General features: G+C 72.3%; 16 protein-coding genes and 1 riboswitch. Of the genes, 6 read left to right on the plus strand and 10 right to left on the minus strand.

Annotation, left to right across the window (positions count from 1 at the left end):
- Positions 1–403: 403 nt before the first annotated feature.
- From ACGFI8_RS06790 to thrC, 4 genes are all read right to left on the minus strand, one after another.
- A complete protein-coding gene (locus ACGFI8_RS06790; RefSeq protein WP_223100800.1) occupies positions 404–607 on the minus strand; it encodes a cold-shock protein in 204 nt (67 codons plus the stop codon).
- A 280-nt stretch (positions 608–887) separates the two neighbouring features.
- On the minus strand, positions 888–2,561 hold the full coding sequence (gene paaN / locus ACGFI8_RS06795; protein WP_392800930.1) for a phenylacetic acid degradation protein PaaN: 1,674 nt from the start codon (positions 2,559–2,561) through the stop codon (positions 888–890).
- 67 nt (positions 2,562–2,628) lie between these two features.
- Positions 2,629–3,639 carry a GNAT family N-acetyltransferase gene (locus ACGFI8_RS06800; protein ID WP_392800933.1) on the minus strand — a complete coding sequence of 337 codons (1,011 nt, stop codon included), beginning with the start codon at positions 3,637–3,639 and terminating at the stop codon, positions 2,629–2,631.
- Between the two features lie 368 nt (positions 3,640–4,007).
- A complete protein-coding gene (gene thrC / locus ACGFI8_RS06805; RefSeq protein WP_392800936.1) occupies positions 4,008–5,276 on the minus strand; it encodes a threonine synthase in 1,269 nt (422 codons plus the stop codon).
- A gap of 13 nt (positions 5,277–5,289) precedes the next feature.
- Positions 5,290–5,424, minus strand: a riboswitch (SAM riboswitch).
- 98 nt (positions 5,425–5,522) lie between these two features.
- Between thrC and ACGFI8_RS06810 the strand changes: the two genes are divergently transcribed.
- A complete protein-coding gene (locus ACGFI8_RS06810; RefSeq protein ID WP_392800938.1) occupies positions 5,523–6,443 on the plus strand; it encodes a glucosyl-3-phosphoglycerate synthase in 921 nt (306 codons plus the stop codon).
- 48 nt (positions 6,444–6,491) lie between these two features.
- Here the strand turns inward: ACGFI8_RS06810 and ACGFI8_RS06815 are convergent, their stop codons facing one another.
- A complete protein-coding gene (locus tag ACGFI8_RS06815; RefSeq protein WP_392800940.1) occupies positions 6,492–7,364 on the minus strand; it encodes an ABC transporter permease in 873 nt (290 codons plus the stop codon).
- Positions 7,361–10,048, minus strand: coding sequence for an alpha/beta fold hydrolase (locus ACGFI8_RS06820; RefSeq protein WP_392800943.1), 2,688 nt, complete (start codon positions 10,046–10,048; stop codon positions 7,361–7,363). Before ACGFI8_RS06820 ends, ACGFI8_RS06815 begins: the two co-directional genes overlap by 4 nt.
- Before the next feature lie 77 nt (positions 10,049–10,125).
- On the opposite strand from ACGFI8_RS06820, the gene ACGFI8_RS06825 reads away from it, so the two are divergent.
- Entirely contained in the window at positions 10,126–12,390 is a 2,265-nt protein-coding gene (locus ACGFI8_RS06825) for an AAA family ATPase (RefSeq protein WP_392800945.1), read from the plus strand.
- Between the two features lie 8 nt (positions 12,391–12,398).
- Here the strand turns inward: ACGFI8_RS06825 and ACGFI8_RS06830 are convergent, their stop codons facing one another.
- Positions 12,399–12,782: a DUF3263 domain-containing protein gene (locus tag ACGFI8_RS06830; RefSeq protein WP_392800947.1), complete on the minus strand. Its 384-nt coding sequence runs from the start codon at positions 12,780–12,782 to the stop codon at positions 12,399–12,401.
- Between the two features lie 119 nt (positions 12,783–12,901).
- Here ACGFI8_RS06830 and ACGFI8_RS06835 point away from each other — a divergent pair, with 119 nt between their 5' ends.
- A complete protein-coding gene (locus tag ACGFI8_RS06835; protein ID WP_392800949.1) occupies positions 12,902–13,546 on the plus strand; it encodes a MarC family protein in 645 nt (214 codons plus the stop codon).
- Here ACGFI8_RS06835 and ACGFI8_RS06840 read toward each other — a convergent pair.
- Complete coding sequence (locus ACGFI8_RS06840) at positions 13,511–14,305, minus strand: PIG-L deacetylase family protein (protein ID WP_392800952.1); 795 nt, start codon at positions 14,303–14,305, stop codon at positions 13,511–13,513. The two genes, ACGFI8_RS06835 and ACGFI8_RS06840, sit on opposite strands and share 36 nt — an antisense overlap.
- Positions 14,306–14,420: 115 nt before the next feature.
- Here ACGFI8_RS06840 and ACGFI8_RS06845 point away from each other — a divergent pair, with 115 nt between their 5' ends.
- Positions 14,421–15,029, plus strand: a complete 609-nt coding sequence (locus ACGFI8_RS06845; protein ID WP_392800955.1) for a PadR family transcriptional regulator — start codon at positions 14,421–14,423, stop codon at positions 15,027–15,029.
- On the opposite strand, the gene ACGFI8_RS06850 is transcribed toward ACGFI8_RS06845, so the two are convergent.
- The gene (locus tag ACGFI8_RS06850; protein ID WP_392800958.1) at positions 15,019–15,804 is read right to left on the minus strand and encodes a DeoR/GlpR family DNA-binding transcription regulator; all 786 of its coding nucleotides are present in this window, start codon (positions 15,802–15,804) and stop codon (positions 15,019–15,021) included. The genes ACGFI8_RS06845 and ACGFI8_RS06850 overlap by 11 nt on opposite strands.
- A 221-nt stretch (positions 15,805–16,025) precedes the next feature.
- On the opposite strand from ACGFI8_RS06850, the gene ACGFI8_RS06855 reads away from it, so the two are divergent.
- Positions 16,026–16,964, plus strand: a complete 939-nt coding sequence (locus tag ACGFI8_RS06855) for an ROK family protein (protein WP_392800960.1) — start codon at positions 16,026–16,028, stop codon at positions 16,962–16,964.
- Entirely contained in the window at positions 16,964–18,085 is a 1,122-nt protein-coding gene (gene nagA, locus ACGFI8_RS06860; protein ID WP_392800962.1) for an N-acetylglucosamine-6-phosphate deacetylase, read from the plus strand. Before ACGFI8_RS06855 ends, nagA begins: the two co-directional genes overlap by 1 nt.
- Here nagA and ACGFI8_RS06865 read toward each other — a convergent pair.
- Positions 18,070–18,774 (minus strand): phosphatase PAP2 family protein, encoded by a 705-nt coding sequence (locus tag ACGFI8_RS06865; RefSeq protein ID WP_392800965.1) that lies wholly within the window; start codon positions 18,772–18,774, stop codon positions 18,070–18,072. The two genes, nagA and ACGFI8_RS06865, sit on opposite strands and share 16 nt — an antisense overlap.
- Positions 18,775–18,792: the final 18 nt, after the last annotated feature.

Genomic DNA, 18,792 nt, shown 5'->3' on the forward strand with positions numbered 1-18,792 from the left:
TGCGGCTCACCGCCTGCTTTCGCACCTTCGGGGACCCAGCGGGATCCTCGGCGGTCGGGCCGGATGAGCCCGCGACGACCAGCCTCGCGGCGGTTGCCCACCGGAGGACTGCACCGTCCCGACCATTGGCACTCACCTGTTGCGAGTGCCAAGTCCTTGTTTAGCACTCTGGCTGGTCGAGTGCAAGCAAACCCGGGGTGACGCACAAGGTGGCGCCCTGGCAAGATCAACTCGGCGACCGGGCCCGCCAAGGCCCCCAAAAGGGACGGCATTGGCGTAAATCACTCAAAGATCAAAAACCACACAATGAGCCCGCGTATCGCGCCAGAATTGCCGGAAAAAGACGCAGGGCACCGTTCCTCGTCAATGAGGACGGTGCCCGGCGGGGTGAATGCGGACTTGGTCAGGCGAGAAGGCGCACCTGCTCCGCCTGCGGGCCCTTCTGACCCTGCGCGATCTCGAACTCGACGCGTTGTCCGTCTTCCAGCGACTTGTAGCCGTCCATCTCAATCGCGGAGAAGTGGACGAACACGTCCTGCCCCCCGTCGACCGCGATGAAGCCATAGCCCTTCTCGCTGTTGAACCACTTGACTGTGCCCTGTGCCACGGTGCACTTCCTCTACTTCGGTCCTGCTGCGTCACTCGGCTGGCTGTGGGGACCAGCCCCTGGGCCTTCGACCACAGCCGCCGGTTCCGGGGGTGGCTCCGGCGAAGGAACGACGACCGAACCGCACGGTACACGAGGTAACCCGAGCCTCGACAGGCCCAAATCGGACAGCAAGGTCACGAATCATGCAGTTAGAAAAGGTCGCCGAGCATGCCTTCTCCACGCGTTCCCTTGCAGAGTCAAACATCGCCCGGCGACAACGTCTTACTAACCCGGGAAGCTACACGTGGCGGCGCGACTGCACGACGCGGAAGCGGCTGGCCACGTAGGCACCATCGGTGAGCGCGGCATTGGCCGCCGGATTGGCGCCGCTGGCATGGAAGTCGGAAAACGCTGCCGACTGGTTCACGAAGACCCCGCTGGTAAGGTTGACTGACAAATGCACACCAGCAAGCAGAGCGGCCTCTTCCATCGCGTCCAGGACCTCGTCCGATGTCGAATACACCGAAGCGGTCAATGCGCCCTTCTTGCCGACGGTGTCGGTGAAGATCCGCAAACTGCCCTCGGTGGAATCGGTTGCAACAACGAAGGAAATGGGCCCGAACCACTCCGTCCCATAGGTCTGCGCGTCGCCCGCGCCCAGTTTCCGGATGAGCGGCGTACGCACGGTCGCGCCCTCATACGCGGGGTGCGAAACATCTGAGGATTCGAGCACCGCCTCGCCGACCGCGCCGGCCTTCTCGAGCCGCTCCAGCACGCCGTCGTTGACGATCGCGCCGGTGAGCTCGACGCCCTTGGCGGCGTCGGCGGTGAGCGCGCCCACCGCGGTCGCGATGCCGCCCGCCACCTCGTCGAGGCTCTTGTGCCCCTCGTTCGTGGCGATGCCGGATGCCGGGACGAGGATGTTCTGCGGGGTCGTGCACATCTGCCCGGAGTACAGCACCAGGGAGAATCCGATGTTGCGGCACATCCCGGCGAAATCGTCCGTCGAGTCGATCACCACGGTGTTGACGCCGGCCTTCTCGGTGTAGACGACGGCTTGGCGGGCGTTGGCCTCCAGCCAGTCGCCGAACTCGGTCGAGCCGGTGAAGTCGATGATGCGCACCTCGGGGCGCAGCGCGAGCGTCTTGGCCAGCCCCTCGCCGGGGGCCTCGGCGGCCAGCAGCACGAGGTTGGGGTCGAAGCCGGCGTCGGCGAGCACCTCGCGGGCGATCTTGACCGTGATCGCGAGCGGCAAGACGGCACGCGGGTGCGGCTTGACGATCACGGGGTTGCCCGTGGCCAGGGACGCGAACAGGCCGGGGTAGGAGTTCCACGTCGGGAACGTGTTGCAGCCGATGACGAGGGCCGCACCCCGCGGTACGACATGGAAGGTCTTCGACATGTGCAGCGTCTGGCCCTTGCCGGCGGGCTTCTCCCAGTCGGCCGTGGCCGGGGTGCGGATCATCTCCCGGTAGGCGTAGGCGACCGCCTCCAGCGCGCGGTCGAACGCGTGCGGCGCGCCGGCCTGGAAGGCCATGACGAAGGCCTGACCGGTCGTCGCGTGCACGGCATTGGCCAGCTCGAACGCGGCCCGGTGCAGGCGGGCGATGATCTCCAGGCACACGCCGGCGCGGGTCTGCGGGCCGGCCGCGCGCCACGCCGGCATGCCCTCGGCGAGCGCGGCAAAGGCAAGATCAAGATCCAGGTGGGGGTACCGCACGTCGAGCGCGACGCCGAACGGCGAGCGCTCGGTCGACACCCAGTCGGTGATGCCCGGCTGGTCCTTGAGGGGGAAGTCGGCGCCCAGGTAGGCGCGGAATGCGGCCTCGCCCTCGGCGGCGGCGTGCTCGCCGTAGATCCGGGGGCTCGGCGACTCGGGGTAGTTGGACCAGTACGCACGCTCGGCGATCGCGGTCAGCGCCCGCTCCAGCGTGTCGGCGTGGCTGGCGAACATGGGGTGTGAGTTCTCCATGGCGCCATCCTGCCACCGCCGGGCGGGGCCGCCGACGATCTGACGATTTCCCAGCGGCCGGACAACCCTATTCGGGTGCGGGCCCCTGCCAGTTGGCCCAGAGCTCGACGAAGCGGAAGCCCATGGCCTCGTTGATCGCGATCATGTAGGAGTTCTCCGCGGCGTTGAACGTGTCGATCGTCGTCACCGCAGGCTCGTGCGCGCGCAGGAAGCGCAGGTTCGCCACCTTCGCCACGACGCCCAGCCGGTGCCCGCGGTGCGCGGGGTGCACCAGGGTGATGAGCTGCCAGCCGTGCCAGTCCACGCTCTTCGTCACCCGCAGCGCGGTCCAGGCGACGAGCCGGCCGGTCGCCTCGTGGATCATGCCGGTCTCGTACCGCCGGGAGCCCCACTTCGCGTACACCTCGTGCTGGCGCCGCAGCCGCTCGGCGTCGATCTTCTCCGGCTCGTAGTCGAGCTCCCCCATGGGCGTCTCGGCCAGGAACGAGCTGTCGAGCGCGGCGAGGTCCTCGAGATGCTCGTCCGGCGGCCCGTTGTGCCACTGCACGGCGGAGTAGCCCCCGGACCGGGCCAGGCCGTCGGCGTACAGGCGGTCGATCCCGCCCTCGTCGAGGTCGGCCAGCAGCAGCCGGCGCCGCGCGTCGGTCAGCCCGTTGCTCGCCCCGAACGCCGCGGCGAACCCGGACGGCGCGGGATCCAAGCGGCTGAACCCGAGCAGGCTCGTGCGGCCGGCGGCCCGGGCGATGCCCGCGGCGTGCCGGTACAGCGCGCGGCCAATCCCCCGGCGCCGGTGTGCGGGCCGGACCTGGACCTCGACGTGCGCCTTGTCCAGGTTGTCGTAGCGGGGCAGGTCGACCTGGACGGTTCCGGCCGGCACGTCGCCGTCCAGCGCCAGGAAGACGCGCCGCTCGCCCCACAGCGGCGGGACCACGAAGCTCATGTCGTGCTGGTATCGGCAGTTGTCCGGCAAATCCGGCAGGTCCGCGCGCAGCGCGTCGTTGCCGATCTCGAACACAGCGTCGATCGCCGCCGGGTCATCGGCGCGCACCTCGACGATCTCGAGCGGAGATTGGGCCATACCGCCAGGGTCGCCCGCGACGCGACGCCCCGGCAATCCATTTATGCCGGTGACCGTCCGACGGTCCGGAGAACCAGGGAGAACCAGAAGGTCCGGAAATTGGTCGAGAGGACGCTCGCCAACACCTCCGGTGTTGTGGTCGCGGGCTCCCACCGAGCAATCGGTTAGAGCCTCGCGGCGACACGTCCTCCCGCACCGAGCATCCTGGCGCTCGGGTCTTAAGGCGTCAAGTCCACCACCGAACGTACGGCTCGCCGCCGATTACGCTCGGTGTCGATCACCTCCACCAATCGGACGACCCTTCCCTCGTCCAAGCGTGGAAGCGCTCTCTCAATCTGAACGCTCGGTGATCGAGTAACCCAAAAAAATCATCCGAGCAGGCCGGCCTCCCGCGCCGACTTCAGCGACGGCTTCACCCGATGGGTGGGGCCCACCCGGTCCGCCACCGCATCGAGGGTCTTGAGCCCGTCGCCGGTGTTGAAGATGACCGTCTCGGCGCTGGGATCGAGCCGGCCGGACTCGACGAGCTTCTTGAGCACCGCGGTGGTCACGCCGCCGGCCGTCTCGGCGTAGACGCCGGTGGTGCGGGCCAGCAGCTGGATGCCCGCGCGGATCTCGTCGTCGTCCACGTACTCCATCCAGCCGCCGCTACGGCGCACCGACTCCAGCGCGTAGACGCCGGCGGCCGGGTCGCCGATGTTCAGCGACTTGGCGATGCCGGTCGGCTTGACCGGGGTGATCTCGTCGACGCCGTCGTGCAGCGCCTTCGCGATCGGGTTGCAGCCGGCCGACTGGGCGCCGAAGACCTTCCACGGCGTGTTCGGCACCAGGCCGATCTCGACCAGCTCGGCGAACGCCTTGTCGATCTTCGTGAGCAGCTCGCCGCTGGCCATCGGGATGACCACCTGGGCCGGGATGCGCCAGCCGAGCTGCTCGGCGACCTCGTATCCGAGCGTCTTGGAGCCCTCGGCGTAGAACGGCCGGACGTTGACGTTGACGAACGCGGTGTCCTCGAACTCGTCGGTCTCGGTCAGCTCCGAGCAGAGCCGGTTCACCTCGTCGTAGGAGCCCTCGATGGCGACGACCTCGCCGCCGTACACCGCGGTCATGACGACCTTGCCCGGCTCCAGGTCGGCCGGGATGAACACGGTCGACGGGACGCCGGCCCGGGCCGCGTGCGCGGCGACGGAGTTGGCGAGGTTGCCGGTGGAGGCGCAGGAGTACCGCGTGAAGCCCAGCGCCCGCGCGGCGGTGAGCGCGACGGAGACGACCCGGTCCTTGAACGAGTGCGTGGGGTTGGCCGAGTCGTCCTTGACCCACAGCTGGGCGGTGAAGCCGAGCTCCTTGCCCAGCCCGTCGGCCTTGACCAGCGGGGTGAGCCCCGGGTCGAGCGTCACGCGGGTCTCCGGGTCGACGCCGACCGGCAGCAGCGGCGCGTAGCGCCAGATGTTCTTCGGCCCCGCCTCGATCTGCTCGCGGGTCACCGCCGCCAGCGCCGCGGGGTCGTAGCCCACCTCAAGGGGGCCGAAACACTCGTAACAGGCGTGCTGCGCGGCGAGCGGGAACGTGGCCCCACAGCCCCGGCAGACGAGGTTGCGGGCCGGGGAGTCGGTGAAGACGCTGAGCGTCGAGGTCATGACGGAGGCCTTCCTCTCATCTTTCCCAAGCACACGGGCGTGCACCGGGACGGATTTGGCACCTACCGCGGCCGACCTCAACATCGAGTCGCCGCAGGGGTTGCCGGGGCTTCATCGGGCCGTATCCCTCTGCCCCTCTGGATGAGGTATGCAATTGTGTTCGTGCGCTTCAGACGAGTGTAAGGGGCACCACCGGCGCCCGGGTATGAGTCAAGTCACGACATGGCGCCGACTAGCGTTTCACTCATGCACCCGATCGCGGCCGACTGGTTCTCGCGGCGCACGTCGAGCTGGCGGGACTGGCCCGCCGACGAGCTGCTCGACGCGAAAGGCGATACGAGGGTGAGCGTCGTGCTGCCCGCCCTGGACGAGGAGCCCACGGTCGGCGAGATCGTGACCGGCGTACGGACCCTCGGCCCGCTCGTCGACGAGCTGGTCGTGGTCGACTCCGGCTCGGTCGACCGCACCGCCGAGGTCGCCGCGGCCGCCGGCGCCACGGTCCACCACCGCGACGACATCCTGCCGGCGACGGGCTCCCGCCCGGGCAAGGGCGAGGTGCTGTGGAAGGCGCTGGCGGTCACCAAGGGTGACATCCTGGTGTACGTCGACGCCGACCTCACCGACTTCCGCCCACACTTCGTGACGGGCCTGCTGGGCCCGCTGCTCGGCGACCCGGGCACGCTGATGGTGAAGGCCTTCTACGACCGCCCCCTGCTCGACGTCTCCGCGGCCGGCGGCGGCCGGGTCACCGAGCTCGCCGCCCGCCCGCTGCTCAACGCACACTTCCCGGAGCTGGCCGGCGTGGTACAGCCGCTGGCCGGCGAGTACGCGGCCCGCCGCACGCTGCTGGAGTCGCTGCCGTTCGCCGCCGGCTACGGCGTCGAGACCGGCCTCCTCGTCGACACCTACCGCCGCCACGGTCTGGACGCGGTGGCCCAGGTCGACCTGGGCCAGCGCACCCACGGCCACCAGGACACGGCCGCCCTGGGCCGCATGGCCGCGACGATCGTGCACACGATCAACGCCCGCGTGTCCCCCGGCCACCCGCTCTGGCCGACCCTGACGCAGTTCGAGCGCCATGATTCCGCGGTCGTACCGCGGGTGACGCCGGTCGCCCACCCGGACCGCCCCCCGATGCGCAGCGTCCCCGGCTACTCCCCCGCCTGACCAGGGCCGCGGCCGGACGGTCGCGGTCGCGGGCCGTCCGGCTATCGGTCAGCTCACCACGTCCTTGCGCAGGAAACGCCACCAGGCCAGGGAGAAGAACACGGTGGCGTAGGCCAGCGCGGCTATGCAGCCCTTGACCAGGTCGTCGGTCTGCATGGGGCTGGAGAGCAGGCCCAGCCAGGCGTCGGCGTAGTGGGTGGGGAGCACGGTGCGCAGGTTTCCCAGCGCGGTGATCTGGTCGAGGATGTTCGACAGGATCTGCAGCAGCACCGCGCCGCCGACGGCGCCGAGCGGGGCGTCGGTCGACACCGACAGCAGGAACGCGAGTGAGGCTACGACCAGGAGGGTCACGCAGAGGTACGCGACGATCTCCAGCAGCCGCAGGACGCCCGTGCCCGCCGGAATATCGCCGCCGATCGGGGCGCTCAGCGGTGCCCAGCCGTAGCGCAGCGTCCCGGCCAGCAGCGCCGTGGCCACCAGGGTCAGGATCGCGAGCAGGCTGTACAGCAGCGACACGGCCAGCTTGATGCCGAGCAGGCGGGCCCGCGGCACCGGCATCGCCAGGAGGTACCGCAGGCTCCCCCAGCTCGCCTCGCTGGCCACCGTGTCGCCGCAGAACAGCGCGACCACCACGACCAGCAGGAAGCCCGCCGAGACCAGCAGCGTGAAGAGGGTGAAGTTGGGGCCGCCGGACGTGGCGAGGTCGGACAGGCGGGAAAACTGGCCGCTCTGGCCGCCCTGGTCGTCGTGGTTGCCGTTGTCCAGCTGGAACGCGGTCAGGATGATCAGCGGCAGCAGCACCATGAAGCCCAGCGCCAGCTGGGTGCGCCGGCGGGAGGCCTGCCGGCGGATCTCGGTCCACAGCGAGAGGGTGGCGCCCGGCCGGTAGCCGACCGCGCCCCCGATCACATCCGTACTCACGATCGCTCCCCACTCGCCTTGGTGTCCCCGCCCACGAGGGAGAGGAACGCGTCCTCCAGCCGCCTGCGCGGCGCGACCCGGTCGATGCCGACGCCGGCGCGCACCAGGGCCGCCACCACCTCGGCGCGCGGCGTGCTGTCGATGTCGACGACCAGGCCGCGCCCGCCGGACCAGGCCACCGCGCGCACGCCGGTCAGTTCCTGCAGCACCTTCTCGGCGGCGTCCACGTCGGACACGTCGAGCTGCACGCTCGGCGAGTCGCCGACGATCTCCTCGACCGGCCCGGCCGCGACGACCTCGCCCTTGTGCATGACGACCACGTCGGTGCAGGTCTGCTCCACCTCCGCGAGCAGGTGGCTGGAGACCAGCACGGCGCGGCCGCCGGTGGCGTACCGCCGCAGCACCTTGCGCATCTCCGCGATCTGCGGCGGGTCGAGCCCGTCCGTCGGCTCGTCGAGCACCAGCAGCTCCGGCAGGCCCAGCATGGCCTGCGCGATGGCGAGCCGCTGCTTCATGCCGTGGCTGTACGTGCCCACCCGCCGCTGTACCGCGGTGCCGAGGCCGGCGATGTCGTACGCCTCCTCGAAGTGCGCGTCGGCGGCGGGCCGGCCGGTGGCCCGCCAGAACAGCTCGAGGTTTTGCGCGCCGGTGAGGTGCGGCAGGAAGCCCGGCCCCTCCACCAGCGCCCCGACCCGCGACAGCACCGGCGAGCCGGGCAGCAGCCGGTGCCCGAAGACGAAGATCTCGCCGGACGTCGGGCGGGTGAGGCCCATGAGCACGCGCAGCGACGTGGTCTTGCCGGCGCCGTTCGGGCCGAGCAGGCCGACGACCTGCCCGCGCCGCACGGTGAAGTCCACCTTGGACACCGCGACGAAGTTCTTGTACTCCTTGCGCAGCCCCCGCACCACCAGCGGCGTGTCCACGTGCTCGGCGGCCACGCTGCGGTCGATGCGCCGGCCCCGGCGGCGGGCGATCAGCAGCGCGGCGGCGAGCCCGAGCGCGATGGCGGCGACGAGGCCGGCCAGCACGTACCGCCAGATCACGTCGGGGCTGGCGATCGGCGTCCCGGCGATGGCGGGCAGGGTGATCGCGCCGTCGACCGCGACCGAGTACAAGACCGGGTCCCGCGCCGACCAGTAGCCGGAGTCGGCCGTCGCGACCGTGACCCGCACCCGGCTGCCCGCCTCGAAGCGGTGCACGACCGCGGGCAGGGTGACGGTCACCGGCACCGCGTCGGCGATGTCCTTCGGCAGGCCGGTCAGGTGGACCGGGGCGATCAGCCCGTCCGGGATCGACGGCGCGCCCTTGGCGGGCACGTCGTAGAGCTTCACGAACAGCGTCGCCTCGCCGGTCGGCGACGCCGCCCGGATGCGCACCCTCGGCGCGCCGGCGGCATCGAGCGCGGCGCCGAGCGGCGCGGAGACGAAGTCGGCGTGCTGGCCCGGGATCTCCTGGGAGATGCCGCTGGCGCCGAGCAGGCTCGACAGGCCCGCGATCGGCAGCGACGAGATCGGCGCCGGGTTACCGTTCGGCGGGCTGGCGATCTGCTGGGCCGGGCCCCGCAGGTCGACGGAGCTGCCGGCGCCGTTGAGGCCGGGGTAGGCATCGACCGAGGAGGCGGCGGTGACCAGTCCGCGGCCCTGCGCGTTGAGGCCGGACACGCGCGAGTAGGTGAAGCTGGTGCCGGGCGCCTTGCCGTTGCCCTTGAGGTAGTGGTCGAGCCACTGGCCGGTGAGGTACCGCAGCCGGTCCACCTCGGACTGGGGCCCGGTCCCGCCGTCGTGCCCGCCGGTGAACCACGCCACCCGCACGGGCGTGCCGTTGGCGGCGATGCCGCGCGCGTTGGCGTCGCCCTCGCTCAGCGGGAACAGCGTGTCCACCTGGCCCTGGACGAGCAGCGTCGGCGCCTTGATCTTGTCGAGCACCTGCGACGGCGACGACTTGCGCAGCAGCGCCTCGTCGGCGGGGGTGGCCCGGCCGGTGGTGGCGATGTCGAGGTACGCCTGGCAGATGTCCTTGGCGAAGCGACCGCACTGCGGGTCGTCGGGGTTTTCCGAGGCCCCGAAGAACTGCCCGGCCCACTGCTTCTTGAAGACTCCGCCCGGCAGGAAGACGTTCACCAGGTCGTTCCACGTGATCATCGGTACGATCGCGTCGACCCGGGTGTCCTGCGCGGCGAGCAGCAGCGACAGCGCCCCGCCGTACGAGCCGCCGACCGCCGCGACCCGCGGGTCGGTGCCGTCCTTGCGGATGTCGGGCCGGGCCGCGAGCCAGTCGATGAGCCGCTGGGCGTCCTTGACCTCCCAGTCCGGGCTGTCGACGTGGATCTCGCCGGTCGAGCGGCCGAAGCCCTGCGCGGTCCAGGCGAGCACGGCGTAGCCGAGGTCGGCGAACTGCTCGGCGTCGCCGCGCACGCTCTGCTTCGTGCCGCCGAAGCCGTGGGCCAGCAGTACGGCCGGCACCGGGTCGGTGGCGCTCGCGGACTTGGGCAGGTACAGCGTGGTGTCGAGGGTGACCTCGGCCGAGTCGTCCGGCCCGGTGCGCACCGTGATCAACTGGTCGATGGTGCGGAAGCTCTTCGGCGCGGGCGCGACGGCCCAGCCGACCAGCCCCGCCACGAGCACTACCACGACGGCGCCGGCGATGAGCTGGCGCCGACTGAGGCTCGGCAGGCGAAGTCGCATTGACCAAACGTACGCACCCGATGTTGCGCGCGACGGAAACACTCAGGCCCTTCACAGCAACGGCTACGCTCGTTTTCGTGTCGGCGACCTTGACCCTTACTGCCAGCCTGCGCCCAGCCGCGCTCGACGCCCGCCGCGGGGTCGTCCGCCTGCACCCGGAGGTGATCACCGCGCTCGGCCTGCGCCCCGGCGACCCGATCTCGCTCGCCGGCCGCCGCACGTCGGCCGGGATCGTCGCGGTGGCCGAGCCGGGCGCCAGCCGGGCCCTGCTCTACGCCGACGACCTGGTGCTGGGCAACCTCGGCCTGCGCAACGGCGGGCAGGTCACCGTCGCAGCCGCCCCGCTGCGCGCCGCGCAGACCGTCACCCTGTCCGGCCCCGTCGAGATCATGGCGGTCGTCTCGCCCGAGATGCTGCGGCTGGCCCTGCTCGGCAAGGTCGTCACGGTCGGCGACAACGTGTCGCTGCTGCCGCAGGACGTGTCGCTGGGCACACTGCCCGTGTCCTCGTCGTCGGTACCGACGGCGGTACACATGGTGGACCGCGGCCTGGTCGAGGCGGCTCGGCGCAGCCTGTCCAACACCGTCGGCTACGCCTGGACCAGCGCCCTGTTGACCGTCGTCGCCGCCGACCCGGGCCAGGGCGCGCTGGTCACCATGGACACCACGGTCGGCTGGGAGCACGGCCAGGCCACGCACGCCCCCGGCAGCGTCATGGCCGTGCCCGCGTCGGCCCCGGCCGCGGTAGCCGTGACCACGGCGCCCGCCAGGCCGGCGCCCGTTCTCGACGACCTGCCCGGGTTGCGTGCACAGGCCGAGCAGCTGATCGAGCTGCTGGACCTCGGCTTCCACCACGGCGAGGTGCTGGCCAAGCTGGGCACCTCGGTCTCCCTCGGCGTCCTCGTCACCGGCCCGGCCGGCTCGGGCAAGTCGGCGCTCGTGCACGCCGTCGGCAACGAGGTCGGCGCGCAGGTCATCCCGCTGTGGGCGCCGGAGATCGCCGCGCTGACCAACAACGACGCGGCCGGCCGGCTGCGCCGGGCCGCCGACGAGATGCGCGCCCCGGGCCCGGCGATCCTGCTCATCTCCGACGTCGACGCGCTCGCCCCGCGCGACCAGCCGGGGCCGCTGGCCACGGTCTTCCGTCAGCTCCTCGCCGAGCTGATCCGCGAGGGCGAGGCGGTGGTGTGCACCACGAGCCGCCCCGAGGCGGTCGACCCGGCGCTGCACTCCCCCGAGCTGCTGGCCCACGAGATCTCGCTGCCGCTGCCCGACGCCGCGCTGCGCCGCGAGCAGCTCGCCGTGCTCACCCGGGGCATGCCGCTCGACGACGACGTACGCCTCGACGAGGTCGCCGGCCGCACCCCCGGCTTCGTCGCCGCGGACCTCGCGGCGCTGGCCCGCGAGGCGGGGGTGCGGGCGGCGCTGCGCCACCGCCGCGAGGGCGAGACCCCGCGCGTGGTCATGGCCGACTTCGAGGCCGCGCTGGAGGTGGTCCGCCCGACCTCGATGGCGGAGAGCTCCCTGGAGCTGGCGAAGGTCACCCTGGACGACGTCGGCGACATGGTCGAGGTCAAGCAGACGCTCACCGAGTCGGTGCTGTGGCCGCTGTCGTACCCCGACGCCTTCTCCCGCCTCGGCGTGGAGCCGCCCCGCGGCGTGCTCCTCTACGGCCCGCCCGGCTGCGGCAAGACGTTCCTGGTCAAGGCGATCGCCGGCACCGGCAAGGCCAACGTCCTCTCGGTCAAGGGCGCGGAGCTGCTGTCGAAGTGGGTCGGCGAGTCCGAGCGGGCCGTGCGGGAGCTCTTCCGCCGCGCCCGGGAGGCCGCCCCCACGCTCGTGTTCCTGGACGAGGTCGACGCCCTGGCCCCGACCCGCGGCCAGGCCACCGACGGCGGCACGACCGACCGGGTCGTGGCCGCCCTGCTCACCGAGCTCGACGGCGTGGAGTCGCTGCGCAACGTGGTGGTCATCGGCGCTACGAACCGCCCCGACCTGATCGACCCGGCCCTGCTGCGCCCCGGCCGCCTGGAGCGCCTGGTCTTCGTCCCGCCCCCGGACGCCGACGCGCGAGCCGAGATCCTGCGCGCGGCCGCGAAGTCGGTACCGCTCGCCGCCGACGTCGACCTGAAGTCCCTGGCGACCTCGCTGGACCGCTTCTCGGCCGCGGACTGCGCCGCCCTGGTCCGCGAGTCGGCCCTGGCCGCGATGCGCGAGTCGCTGGACGCCACGGAGGTGACAGCGGCGCACGTCGAACTGGCCCGGGAGCGCGTCCGCCCGTCCCTGGACCCGACGCAGGTGGCCTGGCTGGCGAACTACGCGGAGCAGCAGAAGGTCCGCTGATTCAGGCGCTAGCGGCGGCGGGTGCGGGAGGCGCGTACGCGGCGCAGGCGCTGGACCACCATCGCGTCGTGTGCCAGGGCCAGCGGGTCGTCGAGCAGGGCGTTGAGCAGCTGGTAGTACCGCGTCGCGCTGAGCCCGAACGTGTCGCGGATCGCCTGCTCCTTCGCGCCCGCCCGGCGCCACCACTGCTTCTCGAACGCCAGGATCCGCTTGCCGCGCTCGTCCAGCTCGGCCGGCTCCTCGGCGACGGCGATGTCCCGGGGCGGCCCGGCCTCGTCGTCCGCGGGCTCGTCACCGTCGACGAAGTCGTCGGCGTCCTCTGTGGACGGCTGGACCGGGACGCGGGCGGCGGCGAGGTCGTCGCGCTTCATCGTCGGCTCCTGGCAGCTCATCCGGTATGGGGATGCGCCCCACCCTAGTTGCTCACACCCACGATCACCCACCCCACAACGAGGGGCTTCGCGCCGGGGTGTGAGACGGGCGGCCGGGGGTAGTGCGCCGGGTGTCGCACATGGACCTGGGGATCCTGCTGCTGCTCGCGCTCGTCGGCCTCTACCGCCCGGTCGGCGCCGGTATGTCGTACGCCGCGCTGCTGCAGCCCTTCGACGACGGCCAGCGGCGGCGGCTCGCGGTGGGGCTGTTCCTCGGCGTGGCCGGCGTCGCGGTGGTCACGCTGCTCGCCGGCGAGCCCGTGCTGGAGCTGCTCGGCCTGCCCGGCGGTGCCCTGTCGGCCACCGGCGGCATCGCGCTCATGATCGCGGCGGTACCGCTGATGCTCGGCCGCACCGCCGACCCCGACCAGGAGGTGACGGCGGCGTCCGGCAAGAGCTGGCGCCAGGTGGTCCTCATGCCGCTGACGTTTCCGCTCACGGTCGGCGGCGCCACGATCGCCGTGCTCATCGGCTTCCGGGCCGAGGCCCGCGGCGCCGTCGGCGTGCTCGCGCTGATCGTCGCCGCGCTGCTCTACGCGGCGGTGACCGGCGTCTGCGTGCTCGTCGCCGGGCGGGCCGGTCGCCGGCCGTCCGGCCGCGCCCGCGTCGTGCAGGACCGCGTCGCCGGCCTGCTGCTCACCGCGATCGCCGCGACCCTGCTGGCCAGCGGCTTCACCCGGCTGGTCGCATCAGTCCTGCACGGCCTGAGAGGACACGGCCGCTGAGAAGATGTCCGGCTCGGGCGCGCCGCCGTCCCAGGCCGGAACGACCCGGCGGAGGTGGTCCGAGGTCAGGAAGGCCCGCCGCAGGTCGTCCGGCATCCCTTCGTAGGGCGAGACCTGCGACGCGTGCGCCGCGATCGCCCGCTCCCGCCGAGCCAGATGCCGCCCGGTGTCCACGACCGTGGTGACGAGTTCGTCCGGCGTCCCCGGCACGTCCGCCTCCAGGTACGGCGAGTCCGGGCGCTCACCGGCGAGGTGCAGCAGCCAGCGGCGCATCAGCGAGCGGGGCAGGCATTGCAGGTACACCCGCGGCACCCGCCACTCTGAGCGCTCGACCGCGGCGAGCGTCGCGTCCCGGATCGCCACGTGGTCGCGGTGCCCGTCGCCGGCGTCAAGGGTGACGACCACGTCCGGCCGGAAGTCCTCGATGTGCGCCAGCACCCGGCCGGCGACGACGGCGGGGTCCGCGCCGGCGAGGGTGCCGGGCCCGGCCGGCCCGGCCATGCCGGAGTCGGCCAGGCCGAGCAGGTCCACCCGGGCCACACCCAGCAGCTCGGCCGCGGCACGCAGCTCCCGCTCGCGCACCGCCGGGAGCTCCGCCGCGGTGACGCCGCTGCCGGGCGCCGGTTCGCCGGCCTCGCCCCGGGTGGCGCAGACCACCGCGGTCGTGGCGCCGGCCGCCGCCGCGTGCAGCAGCAGCGATCCGCACCCAAAGGTCTCGTCGTCGGGGTGCGCCACCACGACCATCAGCCGAGCGCGCATACGAACTCCCCGATCGGGGGCCGCCGAGATCGTCATCGCAACTCCCTCCAGATACTGCCCTGTGCAGTATGCGCTGAGTAGACGCTGCCCTGGGCAGCATGTCAACGTGACTGTCATGCCCCCGACGAGAACCACCACCTCCTACGCCCTGCTCGGCCTGCTCGCGGTGCGCGACTGGACCACGTACGAGCTCGCCAAGCAGGTCAAACGCAGCCTCAACTGGTTTTGGCCACGGGCCGAGCGCAAGCTCTACGACGAGCCGAAGCGCCTCGTCGAGCAGGGCCTGGCCACCTCGGTGCGGGAGCTCACCGGCCAGCGGGGCCGCACCGTCTACCGCATCACGGACGACGGCCGGACGGCGCTGCGGGAGTGGCTGGGCGAGCCGCCGGCGCCGCGGACCATCGAGTTCGAGGGAATGGTCAAGGTCTTCTTCGCCGACGCGGGCACGCCGGAGCAGCTGCTGGCCACGCTGGAGCGCATCGAGGCGGAGGCGGCCGGGCGCATCGCCGCGCTGGCGGAGATGGCCGCGACGCGTCCGGTGCCGTTCGCGCGGCGGGCGCATCTCAGCGCGATCGGGCTCCGGCTGCAGTACGAGCAGGAGGACGCCGTCCTGCGCTGGGCCCGCTGGGCCCGGGAGCAGGTCCTGCGGTGGAACGACACGACCGACCCGGGCGACTGGGACGCGCTCGCCACCCTCGACGAGCTGGCCCGCGTCAGGCGGTGACGATCTTGACGCCGGCCTCGCGGAAGGCGTCCAGCGTCGCGGTGGTCGCGTTGGAGTCGGTGACCAGCGTGTCGATGCGGTCGATCGGGCAGATCCGGGCGAACGCGTGGCCGCCGAGCTTCGAGCTGTCCGCGATGATCACGACCCGCCGGGCCCGGGCGACCATCAGGCTGTTCATGGCGGCCTCGCCCTCGTGGTGGGCTGCGGCACCGAGCGTCACGTCGAGCGCGTCGACGCCGAGCAGCGCGATGTCCAGGGTCACGTCGCGCAGGATGTTGCCGCCGAGCGGGCCGACGAGCTCGAAGGACTGGGGCCGGACCACGCCGCCGGTGACGACGATCTTCATCCGGGAACGGACCAGCAGCTCGTTGGCGATGTTCAGGGCGTTGGTGACGACGGTGAGCTGCGCGTCGTCGACGCCGCCGGTGAGCTCGGGGCGCACCGCGAGGGCGCGGGCGACCTCGGTCGTGGTGGTGCCGCCGTTGAGCGCGACCACCATGCCCGGGGAGACGAGCGCGGCGGCCGCCGCGCCGATGCGCTGCTTCTCCGGGGCGTGCTTGGCCGTCTTGTACCGCAGCGGCAGGTCGTAGGACACCCCGTTGGCCACGGCGCCGCCACGGGTGCGCGTGATCATCTGCTGCTGCGCGAGCTGGTCGAAGTCGCGGCGGATGGTCGCCTGCGACACGTCGAGCCGCCCAGCGGCGTCTTCCACGCTGATCCGCCCACTGTCGGTGAGGATCTCGAGGAGCGCATTCCAGCGCGCATAGCGGTCCACGCGGCCCCCTCCCCTGCGCGTACGGTGCGAGATGTGTGCACAATAATGCGCGAAACGGCGGGTAAACGCAAAGGCAACTGCTCAAACTAACCAGGGGGATATGGTTGCCAGCCGGGCTGTCGGTGCGCAATGATGCGCGAACCTGCCGGGTTTGATGCCGTAACGATCACCCCGAGATCACCCCGAGATCAGCCTGAGACCAGCCAGAGGACGAACCGCACATGACGCAGACCGTGATCGCCCTCGATGTCGGGGGCACCGGGATCAAGTGTGCCCTGGTCGGCGCCGACGGCGACGCGCTGCACACGGTCCAGCACGCGGAGCGCCACCCGACCGGGGCGGACCGCGGCGCGGAGGCTGTGATCGAGACCATCCTCGGCATCGCCGAGGGGCTCGCCGCGACGGCGCACGCGAAGGGCCTGGAGCCGATCGGCGCCGGGCTGGTGGTGCCGGGGGTCATCGACGAGGCCAACGGCGTCGCGGTCTGGGCGGCGAACGTGGGCTTCCGTGACGTACCGCTGCAGGCTCTTCTGGAGCGACGCCTCGGGCTGCCCGCGGCCCTCGGCCACGACGTGCGCGCCGGCGGCCTGGCCGAGGCGCGGCTGGGCGCCGGCCGCGGCCACGACTACGTGCTGGTCATCCCGATCGGCACCGGCATCGCGGCGGCCAACGTGGTGCACGGCCAGGTGTACACCGGGGCGCACGGCGCCGGCGGCGAGATCGGCCACATCGTCGTGCGCCCGGGCGGCCCGCGGTGCGGCTGCGGCCAGCGCGGCTGCCTGGAGGCGATCGCCTCGGCGTCCGCGGTCGGCCGCCGGTACTCCGAGCAGGCCGGCCGCCCGGCCACCGCCGAGGAGGTCGCCCGCCTGGCCGCCGAGGGCGAGCCGACCGCGGTCGCCGTCTGGCGCGAGACGATCGACGCGCTCGCCGACGGGCTGATGACCGGCATCGCGCTGTTCGACCCGGCGGTGATCGTGCTCGGCGGCGGCCTGGCCGAGGCCGGCGAGGCGCTGCTGGCTCCGCTGCGCGAGGGCGTGCACGCCCGCGTGACCTTCCACCGCGAGCCGGCCATCACCCGCGCCGCGCTGGGCGACGAGGCGGGCTGCCTGGGCGCCGCCCTGATCGCGCTGGACAACCTGATCACGAAGGGGAACAACTGATGACCGTGGTGTCCGGGGTCCGGGTGGTCGCGGGCGACCGCGTCATCGACGACGGCTTCGTCCGTGTCGAGGGCGACCGCATCGCCGAGGTCGGTTCGTCGGGCTCCTCAACGGCGGCTGACGCGTCGGCCGGCGTCGTGGTGCCCGGCTTCGTCGACATCCACGTCCACGGCGGCGGCGGCGCGACCTTCACCACCGGCGACGCGGACGAGGCCCGCAAGGCCGCCGCGTACCACCTGGGCCACGGCACCACGACCATGCTGGCCAGCCTGGTGACCTCGCCGCCGGAGCTGATGATGAGCGCCACCAAGGCGTTCGCCCCGCTCGTGGCCGAGGGCGTGCTCGCCGGCATCCACTTCGAGGGCCCGTACCTCTCGCAGGCCCGCTGCGGCGCGCAGAACCCGGCCCACCTGCGCCACCCGTCCCTCGACGAGCTCGACGCGCTCATCGAGGCGGGCGAGGGTGCGATACGCCTGGTGACGATCGCCCCCGAGCTCCCCGGCGCCCTGGACGCGATCCGGCTGCTGGTCGCCCGCGGGGTCGTCGCCGCGATCGGGCACACCGACGCCACGTACGAGGAGACCCTCGCCGGCGTCGAGGCCGGCGCCACCGTCGGCACCCACGTGTTCAACGGCATGCGCCCGCCCCACCACCGCCAGCCCGGCCCGGTCTTCGCGCTGCTCGGCGCGGCCGACGTGGTCTGCGAGTTCGTCGCCGACGGCATCCACCTGCACGACGGCACCCTGGCCTTCGCCGCCTCGGTCACCGGCCCGGCCCGCGCCGCCCTGATCACCGACGCCATGGCCGCCGCCGGCATGCCCGACGGCACCTACGAGCTCGGCGGGCAGAGCGTCGACGTCGCCGGCGGCGTGGCCCGGCTGACCCGCGACGGCGCGATCGCCGGCAGCACGCTCACCATGGACAAGGCCTTCCGCCGCGCGGTGGGCGCCGGGTTGTCGCTGGTCCCTGCCTCACGCATGGCCTCGGCCACCCCGGCCGGCGCGATCGGCCTGGCCGAGGAGCGCGGCGCGCTGCGCGCGGGCGCCCGCGCCGACCTGGTCCTGCTCGACGACGCGCTGAACGTCCGGCGCGTCATGCGCGACGGTCAGTGGGTGTCGTAGAAGGGGCCGGCCCAGCCGGAGCGGGTCAGGCGTGAGCCCAGCGGCAGCGCGTCCCACGGGGCGCGCTGCAGGATGCGGTCCAGCAACAGGCCCAGCAGCAGGGCGGCGAGGCCGTCGGTGATCCAGTGGAAGCTCAGGTACGTCGTGGTGAGCAGCAGCACCAGCGGGACCGTGTAGCGGATCGCGGCCACCAGGCGCCGGCTCAGCACGCCGGTCAGCAGGGTGGCCAGCACGCCGTACCAGACGATGGCGTTGACCACGTGGCCCGACGGGTACGACATCCCCGAGTCGATGCGGAACAGGTACTCGGGATGAGTGATCTGGTGATCGCTCGCGGCCGTGCGGTCGGTCCAGATCTTCAGCGGGCCGATGGTCAGGTAGGTGATCACGTAGGCGCCGGCGACCAGCAGGAACGGGCGTACCGTGTGCCGGGCCCGGGCCAGGAAGAACGCCGTGATCAGGGCCAGCGGGGTGAGCACCTGGCCGCCCTGGCCGAGCCGGTTGAAGATCCGCAGCGTGGTGTCGACCCAGCCCGGGCGGTGCGCGTCGACGAAGTCGCGGACGGCCAGGTCGAGGCCCAGTAGCGGGGTCTTCGCGGCGAGCAGGATCGTGATCGCCGCGAAGCCCGCCACCAACAGCGCGTCGAGCCACCAACCTGGGGGACGGACCGGTCGTAACTCAAGGCGCACGAGGGGAACGGTACCCGA

It is taken from the genome of Dactylosporangium sp. NPDC048998, assembly GCF_043197855.1.
Taxonomy (GTDB): Bacteria; Actinomycetota; Actinomycetes; order Mycobacteriales; family Micromonosporaceae; genus Dactylosporangium.